The organism is Aeromonas sp. s2, from assembly GCF_040907935.1.
GTDB classification, from domain to species: domain Bacteria; phylum Pseudomonadota; class Gammaproteobacteria; order Enterobacterales; family Aeromonadaceae; genus Aeromonas; species Aeromonas dhakensis.
In genome coordinates this window covers 418,618-431,923 of record NZ_JBFOCR010000009.1, presented here as the reverse complement: position 1 = coordinate 431,923, position 13,306 = coordinate 418,618, and the positions used below count along the sequence as shown (strand labels likewise).

Annotated in this window: 12 protein-coding genes; 3 read left to right on the top strand and 9 right to left on the bottom strand. The window is 62.7% G+C overall.

Features of this window, described 5'->3' with window-relative positions; genetic code table 11:
- Positions 1–69 precede the first annotated feature (69 nt).
- The 8 genes from AB5Y81_RS06915 to AB5Y81_RS06880 all read right to left on the bottom strand — a co-directional run bounded on the left by AB5Y81_RS06915 (position 70) and on the right by AB5Y81_RS06880 (position 7,512).
- Positions 70–837 carry a PTS sugar transporter subunit IIA gene (locus AB5Y81_RS06915; protein WP_043170084.1) on the bottom strand — a complete coding sequence of 256 codons (768 nt, stop codon included), beginning with the start codon at positions 835–837 and terminating at the stop codon, positions 70–72.
- Positions 838–1,143 (bottom strand): PTS fructose transporter subunit IIB, encoded by a 306-nt coding sequence (locus AB5Y81_RS06910; protein ID WP_017409976.1) that lies wholly within the window; start codon positions 1,141–1,143, stop codon positions 838–840.
- Between the two features lie 239 nt (positions 1,144–1,382).
- Entirely contained in the window at positions 1,383–2,789 is a 1,407-nt protein-coding gene (uhpT, locus tag AB5Y81_RS06905) for a hexose-6-phosphate:phosphate antiporter (RefSeq protein WP_139431773.1), read from the bottom strand.
- 415 nt (positions 2,790–3,204) lie between these two features.
- Entirely contained in the window at positions 3,205–5,112 is a 1,908-nt protein-coding gene (locus AB5Y81_RS06900) for a fructose-specific PTS transporter subunit EIIC (RefSeq protein ID WP_279484630.1), read from the bottom strand.
- Between the two features lie 465 nt (positions 5,113–5,577).
- Positions 5,578–6,036 carry a GNAT family N-acetyltransferase gene (locus tag AB5Y81_RS06895; protein WP_279484629.1) on the bottom strand — a complete coding sequence of 153 codons (459 nt, stop codon included), beginning with the start codon at positions 6,034–6,036 and terminating at the stop codon, positions 5,578–5,580.
- Between the two features lie 135 nt (positions 6,037–6,171).
- On the bottom strand, positions 6,172–6,621 hold the full coding sequence (locus tag AB5Y81_RS06890) for a GNAT family N-acetyltransferase (protein WP_017785160.1): 450 nt from the start codon (positions 6,619–6,621) through the stop codon (positions 6,172–6,174).
- A gap of 55 nt (positions 6,622–6,676) precedes the next feature.
- Complete coding sequence (locus AB5Y81_RS06885; protein ID WP_017781171.1) at positions 6,677–6,952, bottom strand: hypothetical protein; 276 nt, start codon at positions 6,950–6,952, stop codon at positions 6,677–6,679.
- Between the two features lie 95 nt (positions 6,953–7,047).
- Positions 7,048–7,512, bottom strand: coding sequence for a MerR family transcriptional regulator (locus tag AB5Y81_RS06880; protein ID WP_123245819.1), 465 nt, complete (start codon positions 7,510–7,512; stop codon positions 7,048–7,050).
- 224 nt (positions 7,513–7,736) lie between these two features.
- Between AB5Y81_RS06880 and AB5Y81_RS06875 the strand changes: the two genes are divergently transcribed.
- Positions 7,737–8,981, top strand: a complete 1,245-nt coding sequence (locus AB5Y81_RS06875) for an NADH:flavin oxidoreductase/NADH oxidase family protein (protein ID WP_279484626.1) — start codon at positions 7,737–7,739, stop codon at positions 8,979–8,981.
- A gap of 121 nt (positions 8,982–9,102) precedes the next feature.
- Here AB5Y81_RS06875 and AB5Y81_RS06870 read toward each other — a convergent pair whose 3' ends face one another.
- The gene (locus tag AB5Y81_RS06870; protein WP_019839596.1) at positions 9,103–10,140 is read right to left on the bottom strand and encodes a Mal regulon transcriptional regulator MalI; all 1,038 of its coding nucleotides are present in this window, start codon (positions 10,138–10,140) and stop codon (positions 9,103–9,105) included.
- Positions 10,141–10,412: 272 nt separating this feature from the next.
- Between AB5Y81_RS06870 and malX the strand changes: the two genes are divergently transcribed.
- Together malX and AB5Y81_RS06860 are read left to right on the top strand one after the other, a co-directional pair.
- The gene (gene malX, locus AB5Y81_RS06865) at positions 10,413–11,984 is read left to right on the top strand and encodes a maltose/glucose-specific PTS transporter subunit IIBC (protein WP_279484625.1); all 1,572 of its coding nucleotides are present in this window, start codon (positions 10,413–10,415) and stop codon (positions 11,982–11,984) included.
- Between the two features lie 75 nt (positions 11,985–12,059).
- Positions 12,060–13,262, top strand: a complete 1,203-nt coding sequence (locus AB5Y81_RS06860; protein WP_279484624.1) for a pyridoxal phosphate-dependent aminotransferase — start codon at positions 12,060–12,062, stop codon at positions 13,260–13,262.
- The last annotated feature ends 44 nt before the right edge of the window (positions 13,263–13,306 follow it).

Genomic DNA, 13,306 nt, shown 5'->3' with positions numbered 1-13,306 from the left:
ACCAAAAACAGAGGAAGGGCGAGTGTACCACAGGGGGCTGTCACGGGCATGAACGACGGGGCTGGCAGCTCAGCCGAGCAGACCGTCGATGACGATGGCCTGACGGGCGGGGGCGGAGCCGGCGTGCAGCAGCGCGGTGCCCACCTGCTCGTCTATCAATGCGCGAGCCAGCCGGGTGAGGGGGCGCAACTGCTCGGGGGCAAGACTGGTGGGCACCGCCAGCAAAATCAGGGCCTGCACCGGTCCGAGCGCGGAGCCCCACTCGATGGGTTCGCTGCTGCTGAGCAGCGAGAGCGCGGGGCGGCGGATGGCGGGGCAGATGACGTGGGGCATGGCGAGGCCGGGCCGGATGATGGTGGCGGCCAGCTGCTCACGCGCGGCGATGGCCCGCTCCAGCATGGGCCTGTCGCTTATCAGCGCGGCGGGCAGTAGATCCACCAGCACCGCCAGTGCCTGGGTCTTGTCGAGGGGAGCCGTGGCATGGCCGAGCTGGGCCAGGGTGAAGCAATAGTCGGGCAGTGCCTGAGCGAGGCGCTGCTCGGCCAGGGCGGCGCTGCCCGGGCGCCCCAGTGGTTGGCCCAGCTCCACGCACCAGCAGGTAAAGGCCATGTGGGCGAGCTCGGCATCCAGCCCCTCGATCAGCAGCAGACAGAGATCGCCGGGCTGGGTGGCCAGGGTGAGCAGGGAGAGCTGATTGGTCGCCTCCACCGCCTGACGGCGGGTGACGTTGATGAACTGGATATGGGACTTGAACAGCCCGGCCAGCCGGCTCAACTGCTTGGCCTGGGTGATGGTGAGCCCCAGCCGGCAGTGAAAGGAGATCTCGCGGATCAGCATTCAGACGCCGGGGGCGGCGGTCTTGAGCACGGCTACCGCATCGAGCAGCACTGCCTCCAGCGCCACCTGGTGAATGGGGCAGCCGAGGAAGCGATCTTTTTGCTCAATCTCGATATCGGAGGCGATCAGCACCAGATCGGCGCCGGCGATGTCGCGGGCGGTGAGGATGTTCTCCAGCCCCATGGCTCCCTGGGTCTCGACCTTGATCTTGAGCCCCAGCTTGTCGGCGGCTTTTTGCAGCGCCTCGGCGGCCATGTAGGTGTGGGCGATGCCGGTGGGGCAGGCGGTGACGGCGAGGATCTTCATGGGCTCTCACGGCAAATTCGGGTGGGGCAACAAGATAGCGCCAAGGGACGGCCTTGCCAAAGGGACGGAGGCAAAAATGGGATCCCGACTGCGCTCTGTTGAAGGGATGGGCAAGGGGTGAGCGCTTTTGTGGCCCCAAAAGGGACAAATGGGGAAGCGGAGATAAAAAACGGCCCGCCAGAGGGCGGGCCGAATACACACTACGGAGTGAAATCGTGAGGCCGGGCGGATGCCGGGGCTCAGGCGGACTGGGTCGCCAAAGTGGCAGCTTTCAGCTCACGTTTGATGCGGCGGATCTTGCGCTCTTCGGCGACCGCGACGCAGGCCATCAGCACCAGACAGGCGGCGGCGGCCATGTCGAGCGCCGCGAAGGTGCCGCTCCAGCCGGTCAGGCCGAAGATGGGGGTGCCGTCGGCGATCATGCCCAGACCCAGTTTGGCGAAGCTGTCACCAATGAGGTAGGCGAAGGTGCCCTTGACGCCATCGGCCACGCTGATCCCCTGCTTGGGCACGAAGCCCACGGCGGCCACGCCGATCAGCAGCTGCGGACCGAACACCAGGAAGCCCAGCAGGAACAGAGAGCCCAGGAACATGAACTGGGTGGTGGCGTGCTGGTAGAGCCCCAGGGTGGCGATGATCAGCGCCAGCGCCACGCAGGCCACCAGACCACGACGACCGTTGGCCAGATCCGAGAGGTAGCCCCACATCAGGGTGCCGACCAGGGCGCCCACTTCGAAGAAGGTAAAGCCCTGAATGGCTACGTCTTTGGAGAAGCCCAGCTCCTGGTGGGCGTAGACGGTGGACCACTGGTCGATACCGATACGCACCACGTAGAGGAAGATGTTGGCAAAGCAGAGCAGCCAGATCACCTTGTTGAGCAGCACGTACTTCACGAAGATCTGCCACTTGGTCAGCTTCTGCTCCTCGGTGGCGACGTCTTCTTCGCTCGCCACTTCGTCAAACAGCTCTTCCACCTTGCCAAGGCCATAGGCTTCCGGCGAGTCGCTACCAAAGCGCAGGCCGATAAAGCCGACGATCAGCGCGATGATGGAGGGGAAGATGAACATGCCGAGCACGTTGCCGTCGAACAGGTAGTTGGCACCGAACAGCGCCACACCGGCCGCACCGGCGCCGCCCACGTTGTGGGAGAGGTTCCACATGCCCAGATAGGTGCCGCGCTTGTTGCGGGGCGTCCACTTGGTGATGGTGGAGTAGCTGCAGGAGCCGCCACAGCTCTGGAAGAAACCGCTGGCCGCGTAGAAGAAGATCATCAGGTAGAGGCTGAAACCGGTGCCGCCCATGCTGGCACTGAAGCCCAGCATGCAGAGGGAGGAGAGGATCAGCATCAGCGGCAGGAACTGCTTGGTGTTCTTGCCGTCGGCATAGTAGGAGACGATGGTCTTGCCCACCCCGTAGGTGATGGAGAAGCCAAGGCCGATCATGCCGAGCTCGGTCATGGACAGACCGTACTCCTGGATCATGTCGTTCTGCGCAATGTTGAAGTTCTTGCGGATCAGATACATGGTCAGGTAACCGATGAACACAACCAGATAGGATTGCATAAACGGTTTGAACCAGAGCTTGCGCCGGGCTTCGACCGGCAGGTTCAGGGTGGGGACCCGAACCTGTTCGAGCAGTTTAAACATCTTCGTTCATCCTCTGCGAGATAGACGCTGTTTCCGCCGCGTTCCTCCCTTTTTGATTGGTGTTGGAGGTCACGCCACGGAAAGAACAACAGGAAGCGGGCGCGGTGCGCGGCGAGCCCCTGTCGATTGAACCCATGCCCGTCCCTTGCGCCGTGGCGCGGGTCGGGTAACCACATCAGGTAGCGTGACTTTAATGAGCCACGCTGCAAATGGCGTGAGAGCCATCCCTAGGGGTGGTAGGAAAATTTCCTAGTTTGGCGGGATCCGGCCGCGAAGCGTGAAGAGGATCACAAGCCGGCGTCGTAAAGCAGAGGTGAGCGGGCTCTCTCGAACCCGACAAAAGAGGAGGCCACCCGCAGGTGGCCTCATTTGGTTTGGTCACCGCCCCGTAGGGGGCGGCTTGGTTGGGCGGGGATCAGGCGGCCTTGGCCAGCGTCACCTCGTCACTCTTCTTGACCCGCAGTTTTTTCAGGGCAACCGCCACTACACCGGTGACGATGGCGCCGCAGATCATGCAGAGCAGGGCCAGCAGTGGCTTGTTGACGGCGCCAAGCAGGGCCACGATGGGGCCACCGTGGGCGACGCTGTTGGTGATACCAAACAGGAAGGCCATCACCGCAGCGGTCATGCTGCCCAGCACGTTGGCCGGAATGACGGCCAGCGGGTCCCGGGCGGCAAACGGAATCGCCCCCTCGGAGATCCCCACCAGACCCATGGCACCGGCGGCTTTACCCGCTTCAATCTCGGTGGCGTCGAAGATGCCGAGCTTGCGACCGAGCACGGTGGCCAGCGACATGCCAAGGGGGGCGGCCGGGATGGCGCAGGCCATGGCCCCCATGAACTGGGTCTGGCCGGAGGCGATCATGCCCACCGAGAACAGGAAGGCCACCTTGTTGACCGGACCACCCATGTCAAAGCCGGCCATGCCCCCCAGCACGATCCCCAGCAGCACCAGGCTGCCACCGCTCATGGAGAGCAACATGGCGTTCAGACCCGTCATCATGTCGGCAATGGGGGCACCGATGATGAAGATGAAGACCGCGGCGATAAAGAGCGACCCGACGATGGGGGCGATCAGGATAGGCACCAGCGGTTGTACCATCTTGTGGTAGTGGCGGGTCGCAATCCAGCGCACCAGATAACCGACCAACAGGCCCGCAATGATGGCACCGATAAAGCCGGTACCGGCGTCGGCGCCGTAGAAGCTGCCGTTGTTGGCGATCCAGCCGCCGATAAAGCCCGGTGCCAGCGCGGGTCTGTCACCGATGGCGTAGGCGATGTAGCCCGCCAGGATGGGGATCATCAGGGTGAAGGCGGCGACGCCCACGTTGAGGATCTGGTTCCACATGCTCCCTGCCGGGATCTGCATGCCGCTCGGGGTCGGATCGCCGCCGATGGCCAGTGCCAGGGCGATCAGCAGACCCCCGGTGACCACAAACGGGATCATGTGGGAGACGCCGTTCATCAGATAACGGTAGAGATCCGAGCTGCCGCCTGCGCTCTTCTCCTCGCTCTTGCGCTCATCCTTGTCCGCCACATAGGCGGGAGCCTTCAGCGCCTGCTCGATGAGGCCCTTGCCATCCTTGATGGGGGCCTTCACGCCAGTTTTGATGAGCGGCTTGCCGTTGAAGCGGGCCATGTCCACCTGCTTGTCGCAGGCCACCACGATGGCGCTGGCGCGGGCGATCTCGGCCGCAGTCGGGCTGTTCTTGACGCCGATGGAGCCGTTGGTCTCCACCTTCACCTCAAAGCCCAGCTCCTTGGCGGCGCGCTCCAGGGATTCCGCCGCCAGATAGGTGTGGGCGATGCCGGCCGGGCAGCCGGTGACGCCGATGATCAGCCCCTTGTCGGCGGCCGGGGTGGCCACCGTCTCTTCTTTCTTCTCGAGCAGCAGCGCCAGCGCATCGGTAGGCGTCTTGGCTGCCAGCAGGGCATCGATAAAGCCCTCTTCAATCAGCTTGGCGGAGAGCTCGGCCAGCACCTCGATATGGTGGTTGGCGCCGCCAGCCGGGGAGGCAATCATGAAAAACAGCCGGGAGGGCTTGCCATCCTCGGCGCCGTAGTCGATGCCGGCGCGGCTGATACCGATGGCCACCGCCGGGGTGCTCACTGCCGCACTCTTGGCGTGGGGCAGGGCAACGCCCTCTTCAAAGCCGGTGTTGTCCAGCTCTTCCCGGGCCCACAAGTCCTTGATGAACAGCTGCTCGTCGCTGACCTTGCCTTGCGCCACGAGCAGACGGGTCATCTCGGTGAAGACCTCCTCCTTGCGCGTGGCCTTTAAATCGAGCGCGATCAGCTGCTCGTTGATAAGGGTGGTGATCATGGCGTTCTCCCTGCTCCTGGCCGGAGCCTGTTGGCATCTTTTCCTGGGCTAGCGCCCAGGACATGCAGACAAAAGTAACCCCACTATTATCCCGCCCGCAGGGCCGCGCACCTATCGGACAAAACTGCGAAATACTGGATTTTTGTGCGACATGGCCTTGAGTGTGATCCTGATCGCACAGCAGACCAGCTGAAAAAATGGGTCTTGATTGAATCACCAATTGCTTTTTTATAGTTAAAAATCAATCAATTGAAAGTGTGTGTGCCGATGTGCAGCTGCCATGGAGCCAGCCCTCATCTTGGCTAAGGGATCTACATTGCTAGAAATTTGTGAGGTAATGAGAGGTTCTTGGATGTGAGCCAAAGCACATAAATGGCGGTAATCAGGGGAAGGGGAGGGGTGGCAAGGTGGAGAAACGTCGTGAGCCATCGGGTGGCTGCCATGTGGATGGTGGCTGAGAGTGGATTAAAAGTAGGTTGGTGGTTCGCCGACATAGCGTGGCCGCCTATGAGAGAAATACATGCAATCACCCCCCGGAATGCGCCTATACCCCAGCCTCTCGTAGAAGTGATGGTCGATATCTGCATGGAGGAAGGTGGCGACGGCATCGGGACTATCCAGCAGCATGCCTGTCACCCCACGCAGCAGATGGGCGCCAAATCCTTGCCCCCTCATCGCAGGTGTCGTTGCCAGTGAACCTGTGCCAAAACAGCCCTGGCCAAGGCCAAATCGGTCCCGATAGACGATAAGGGAAGAGACAGGCTGATTGTCCACAATCAGGACATACCACACACCGGAGCGGTATTTTTGACTGGCGTGGCAGCTCGCCAGATATTCAGTCGGTGACAGTCCTTCGCCCCAAGCATCAAAGCCCATCCAGAAGATGGCATTCAGTTCATCTGGGCTGGCTTTTCTTGTCTGCATCCTGCATTCATCCCTTTACCAGTGTCATGGTGCTCGATATGGCTCTCGTTGCTTTCGATGAGGTGTGGCGACGCTGAATTGATCCCCCCACCATTTATCCCCAGGGCGCTACAGGCTGCTGAGGGTGGGGATAGCCTAGCCCAGTTCAAGGTAGAGCCGCAGCATATCCTTGTGCTGGATGCCGTGCTCCATCAGGGGCTCCGGGTAGTGGGTAAGGAAGTGATCCTTGATGACGGTATCGACGCGAAAGCCGTGGCGCTGGTAATAAGTGAGCTGGTGGCCGAAGCTGCCGGTGCCGAGTTCGACGCGGTGTACCTCTTTCCCGGCCAGGTTCGCCAGCACGAAGCGCAGCAGGCCGGAGCCGATGCCTTGCTGCTGTCGAGTGGGGGCAACGGCGATATTGAAGATCTCGGCCGTTTGCTCCCCCACCAGACCCGCCACACAGGTGCCCACTACCTCGTTGCCCGCCAGGGCGGCAAAGCCCAAGGCGCCGGGCAGATAGGTGGCAATGCGCTGCTCTGCGGGATCGGCCTCCAGCAGCAGCGCCAGCGGCAGTTGACCGGGATCCATCTCGACAAACTTCATCTTTCTCTCTCTTTTATCTCGCTCTGACTGTCTGGGGTGTGCCGCCTTCTGGGCCTCAATACTCCAGAAACTTCTCGCCGCAGCGCTCGCAGATCAGGTGCTTTACATGGGTGGCCTGATAGGCGAGGGTCTGGCCGAATACCGCGTTGGTCAGGCTGCTGGAGCGAAAGGCTTGCCAGAAGGCTTTGCGCGGATCCTTGGGCATGATGTCCTGGCTGTGATCCCGTGGCACCAGCACCACGATATGGCGGGTGCGCTCCCGGCATTTGTCACAGCGATGGATTTCGCTTGGTGGCTCGCTTTGGGGTTGGGCGGTGCACTCTGTTGTCATGATGATGACCTGTTATGGATGGCGCGCCCATCATAGTCTTCTTCAGTTGGCTCTCAATCCCCCATGCTGGGGGCGTGTGCTGGTTGCGAGCGGGATCACTTTTTGGGGTGCGTAACGGGCTTGGTTGCGATGGTGTTTTTTACGATGCCCTCGGGGGAGGGAATACCCATGCTGGCCAATACCCGGGCGGCGTTCTCTTCACACGGCATCTCGTCGGGTTTGGACTCCACCAGCCGGATCAGGGCCTGCAATTGCTGCTTGCTGTGGGCAAGTCTTGCCTCCAGCGCTTCTATGTCGCTCACCTTGGCCTCGAGCGCCGCCAGTAGCGGGGCGTGTTGCCAAGAACTGATATCTGCGGGCACCAACTGCTTGATCTCGTCGAGGGAGAAGCCCACCTGTTGCGCCTGGCCGATGATGGTCAGCAAGGGTACCGTCTCGGGCGGGTAGTCGCGATAGCCATTGGCACCCCGCCGTACCTTGCTGAGCAGGCCTCTGGCTTCGTAGAAGCGGATGGCCGAGGCCGCCATGCCGGTCTGTTTGGCCAGTTCACCGATCTTCATCTTGCCTCCTGGGCTGCGGGTTGGCGGGTCTGCCCACTGTCATGGACGAAGGGCGGGATCAGGGGGATTCTAAGATTAAAGCCAGCTTGAATGTCAACGGCCCTGAGCAGGGACTGTGCGAGTGGATAGCATTTCTCCCATCGCGACGGCATCCCGATAAAGGGGCTTGACCTTCAAGTCAGCTTCAAACTTATGGTGGGGTCCTCATTACCGAGGAGATCGCCATGAACCCATTTACTCCCCTGACTCTGCCCAATGGCAGCCAGCTTATCAACCGCCTCGCCAAGGCGGCCATGGAAGAGAACATGGCCGACCGTGACCATGCCCCCTCAGAGGCGCTGATCCAGCTTTATCGTACCTGGGCAGAGGGTGGCGCCGGCCTGCTCATCACCGGCAATGTGATGGTGGACGGCCACGCCATGACGGGGCCGGGGGGCGTGGTACTCGATTCCCACGATCTCTCCCCAGAGCTGGCCGAGCGTTTCAGTGCCTGGGCCGAGGCGGCCAAGAGCGGGGGCGCCCAGATCTGGATGCAGATCAACCACCCCGGTCGCCAGATGCCGGCGGCGCTGGGGCAGCCCACCCTGGCCCCTTCCGCCGTGCCCATGGCGCTCGGCAGTTTCTCGAGGCAGTTCGCCCCGCCCAGAGCCATGAGCGAGGCCGACATTGCTGAGGTGAAGGCGTGCTTCATCAACACGGCGCTGTTGGCACAGCGTGTCGGTTTTGACGGAGTGCAGATCCACGCCGCGCACGGCTATCTGCTGAGCCAGTTCCTCTCGCCGCTCACCAACCAACGCAGTGATCGTTGGGGCGGCAGTCTTGAGAATCGCGCCCGCTTGCTGCTGGAGATAGTAGAAGGGATCCGTCAGCAGGCGAGGGAGCGCTTCTCACTGTCGGTCAAGCTCAACTCCGCCGACTTTCAGCGTGGCGGCTTCAGTACCGAGGATGCAAAGGCGGTGGTGGAGATGCTCAACCCGCTTGGGGTAGATCTGGTGGAGCTCTCCGGCGGCAGTTACGAGGCGCCCGCCATGCACGGCCAGGCCCGCGATGGTCGGACTCTGGCGCGGGAGGCCTATTTTCTGGAGTTCGCTCGGGAGATCGTCTCCGTTGCCCATATGCCCGTGATGGTGACCGGGGGAATTCGCCGCTATCCGGTGGTGGAGCAGGTGCTTGGCAGCGGGGTGGCGGTCGCCGGCATGGCCACTGCGCTGGCCATCGCCCCGGATCTGCCCGCCAGATGGCACCATGAGCAGGCGGCAAGTGCCGAGCTCAGGCCCATTCCCTGGCGCAACAAGGTGCTGGCCTCGGTAGGTTATATGGCGATGGTGAAATACCAGTTGCGGCGGCAGGGGCGCGGCCAGCCGAGCCGCCCCAAGATCGCGCCCGCCCTGGCGCTGGCCTGCCAGCAGTGGCAGACCCTGCTTGGCAACGCCCGCTATCGACGCTGGATCAAGGTGCAGGAAAAGTGAAGAGGTAGCGGCTCGTGAATTTGCCAGCCTTGCCAACTCAGGCCGATGCCCGTTTTTGCGGTTTGCTGGTGAGCAGTGACGATATGGCGGGTGGGGGTAAGCTCGGGCTTGCCCAGCCAACTCAAGCCGACGCCCTCTTCTGCAAGCTGGGGGTGATGATATGACGGGTGGGGGCGAGCTCGGGCTGCTGCATACGGGTCAGCAGGCGCAAGGCGGCTTGACGGCCTATCTCTCGCGCCGGCGAGCTGACGAAAGTGAGGGCGGGGGAGGTGAGCTCGGCCTCCGCCACGTCGTCAAAGCCGAGCAGGGCCACCTGCTGGCCGATGTAGTTGTCCTTGCCCACGCTGCGGCCGCTCGCCTCGACGCCGTAGATGCCACCGAGGGCCACCTCGGGGTAGTGGCACAGAATGGCGGTCACCTTGGGGTGCTGGTGCAGCAGTTGGGCGATGGTGTCAGCGGCGCTGCGCTGGGTGCGTTCACACTCCAGTACCCACTCCGGTTTGAAGGGCAGGCCGTATTGCAGCAGGCTGGCGCAGTAGCCGCCGATCCGCTCGGCGCGGGTGAGGGAGTCGGCCCGCCCGCCGACGTAGGCGATGTGGCGATGACCCTGTTCGATAAGGTAGGTGGTGGCCTGCTGGGCGGCGTGGGTGTTGTCCGGGCCGATAAAGTCCACGTCGTCGCGATAGTAGGAGCGGGCGGCGCACACCAGCGGCAGCGCCGAGTCGAGCAGGTGCTCCAGCGGCTTGGCGGCGGCGCCGCGCACCGGGTTGAAGATGATGCCCGCCACCCCCTGGCGCGACAAGGACTGGATGCTCTGTTGCAGCCGCTCGGGGCTGTGGCCGCACTGGGTCAGAAACAGCAGATAGCCCTGCTGCTCCAGCACCTCGCTCACGCCGGCGGTCACCTCGGTATAGAAGGGGTCGGTGATGTCGCGCAGGATCAGCCCCACCAGGTTGGATTGCTGGCTGCGCAGGTTGGCGGCGGCGCTGTTGGGCACGTAGTCGAGCGCCCTGATTGCCTGCTGCACCCGCTCGGCGGTGGCTGGCGAGATGCGCCCCTTGCCGTTGAGCACCATGGAGACGGTAGTGACCGACACCCCCGCCCACTGGGCGACATCGGTGATCTTGGTGGCTTTGGCAGAGAGGGATTTGGGCGACATAGGGCGAACGGACGACGGCGAGTTGAGAGCGAGGCTCCAGCATACCTGCTCATATGCCTGAGTGAAACGTTACATCACCATCGGGCCGATCCGGCTCACAGTTTTGCAAGCGCTTCCCTGACAGCACTTATATTCTGTGATCCTGTCGGCACTTGTGAGTTGATAAAACGTTTTATCATCCAGCAAAACCAGATACGGCTCGCCGTTGCCATCCGCGAGGGAGGCTACCGGCAGGCGTATCGAATGACCCTCACCTCACAAGGATCTGACACATGGCCAAGTCCCCCGCCAAATCTACGATCTGGGAGTTCCTGCAGAGCCTCGGCAAGACCTTCATGTTGCCGGTTGCCCTGCTGGCCTTCTCGGGCATTCTGCTCGGTGTCGGCAGCTCGCTCACCAGCGATGCGGTCAAGCAGAGCATGCCCTTCCTCGACAGTACCGTGCTGCAGCTGCTGTTCCTCTGGATGACCAAGGTGGGGCTGGTGGCCTTTATCTACCTGCCGGTGATGTTCGCGGTGGCCATTCCGCTCGGGCTGGCGCGCGAGGAGAAGGGGGTGGCGGCCTTTGCCGGTTTCGTCGGTTATGCGGCCCTCAACCTCTCCATCAACTTCTACCTCACCGTGGCCAACGTCATCGGTGACGCAGCGGCGGAGAAGGCCTACGGGGTGAAATCCATCCTCGGCATCAGCTCCATCGACACCGGCATTCTGGGGGCCATCATCGTCGGGGTGATCGTCGCCAAACTCCACGCCCGCTTCTACACCTACAAGATGCCGGATGCGCTCGCCTTCTTCGGCGGCGCCCGCTTCGTGCCCATCATCACCGCGCTGGTGCTGGGTATAGTCGGTCTGGTGGTGCCTCTGGTCTGGCCCTGGTTTGCTGCCGGTATCAATGGCATAGGGGCGCTCATCTCCCACGCCGGTCCCTTTGGCCCCTTCCTGTTCGGTACCGGCGAGCGTCTGCTGCTGCCGCTCGGCCTGCACCACATCCTGGTGGCGCTTATTCGCTTCACCGAGGCGGGCGGCACATCGCTGGTGTGCGGCAACGAGGTGAGCGGCGCCCTCAACATCTTCTACGCCGAGCTCTCCTGCGCCGACACTACCCAGTTCTCGGTGTCGGCCACCTCCTTCCTCTCCCAGGGCAAGATGCCGGCCTTCCTCGGCGGCCTGCCGGGGGCGGCGCTCGCCATGTATCACTGCGCCCGTCCGGAGAATCGCGGCAAGATCAAGGCGCTGCTGGTCTCCGGCGTGGTGGCCTGCGTCATCGGCGGCATTACTGAGCCGCTGGAGTTCCTGTTCCTGTTCGTGGCGCCCGTGCTCTACGTCATTCACGCCATCCTGACGGGTCTGGGCTTTATGACCATGGGGCTGCTTGGTGTCACCATCGGCAATACCGACGGCAATCTCATCGATTTCCTGGTGTTCGGCGTGCTGCAGGGCACCGCCACCAAGTGGTATCTGGTGCCGGTCGCGGCCGCCATCTGGTTTGCCATCTACTACAGCGTGTTCCGCTTCGCCATCGTGCGCTTCAACCTGAAAACCCCCGGCCGTGAAATCGAGACCAGCGAGGCGGCTCAACCCGCAGGCAAGAAGGCAGGCAACAGCGGCTACAACGGCGAAATCATCCTCAATGCGCTGGGCGGCGCCGGCAATATCCTGGCGCTGGATAACTGCATCACCCGCCTGCGGATGTCGGTGCAGGACATGAGCCGGGTCGATGACAAGGTATTGAAGGCGAACGGCGCCATCGGGGTGATCAAGCTCGACGAGCACAACCTGCAGGTGGTGATCGGGCCCCAGGTTCATCTGGTGAAAAACCAGCTGCAGAGCCTGATGGGGGCCTGAGTCGACCCTCTGTTACCCTGCGTTGGGGGGCGCCATGCCCCCTTGTTCATTGCTGTTTTTGCTGGGGAGAAAGAGATGCCCACTACCGAATCCTTTGATTTTGATCGCCTGGTCGATCGCCATGGCACCTACTGCACCCAGTGGGACTATGTGGCCGACCGCTTTGGCCACGCCGACCTGCTCCCCTTTACCATCTCCGACATGGACTTCGAGACTGCCCCCTGCATTCGCCAGACCCTGGCCAGGCGCCTTGAGCATAGTGTCTTTGGCTACAGCCGCTGGAATCACGATGACTTCAAGGGGGCGGTGAGCGACTGGTTTGCCCGCCGCTACGGGGCTCGCCTCGACCCCGCAACCCTGGTCTACGGCCCCTCGGTCATCTACATCATCGCCCAGCTGGTGAGCCTCTGGTCTGCACCCGGCGAAGGCGTGCTGGTGCATACCCCCGCCTACGACGCCTTCGGCAATATGCTGGCTGCCAACGACAGGGTGCTGCTGCCTTGCCCGCTGATAAAGGGGGAGGGGAGCTATCACATCGACTGGACCTGCTTCGAGCAGCAAGCTGCTCGCCCCGATTGCCGCATCCTGCTGCTTTGCAGCCCCCACAACCCCACCGGCCGGGTCTGGACGCGGGATGAACTCGGCCGGATGGCCGCCATCTGCCTGCGCCACGGAGTAAAGGTCATCTCGGACGACATCCATATGGATGTGAGCTTTGCCCGCTACCTGCCGTGGAGCGAGGTGGCGCCGGATGACCACTGGGCGTTGGTGAGTTCGGGCTCGAAATCCTTCAATATCCCCGCCCTTGGCGGCGCCTATGCCTTTATCGCCAACGCCGAGGCGCGGGCCGGCTATCTGCAGCGGCTCAAGGCGGCCCATGGCCTCTCATCGCCGCCCATTCTCGGGGTGCTGGCCCATATCAGCGCCTATCGAGACGGCGCTGCCTGGCTCGATGCCCTGAAAGCCTATCTGCACGGCAACCTCGTCCAGGTTGCGGCGCGGCTCAACGCAGCCTTCCCCGCCATCGACTATCGGGTGCCCGAGGGGACCTATCTCGCCTGGATTGACCTGCGCGGCCTTGGCATCGACTCCACCGAGCGGATGGATGCGCTGCAACGCTTGCTGGTGGAGAAATACCGGGTCGCCATCATGCGCGGCGACACCTATGGCCCCGAAGGCAAAGGCTATCTTCGCCTCAATGTCGGCTGCCCGCGCTCGAAAGTAGATAAAGGACTCGACGCCCTGATCGGCGCACTCACCGAACTGTTGAGAGATTAATGGAAGGGAGACACCATCAGCGGGCCGCCTCAAGGGCGGCTCGC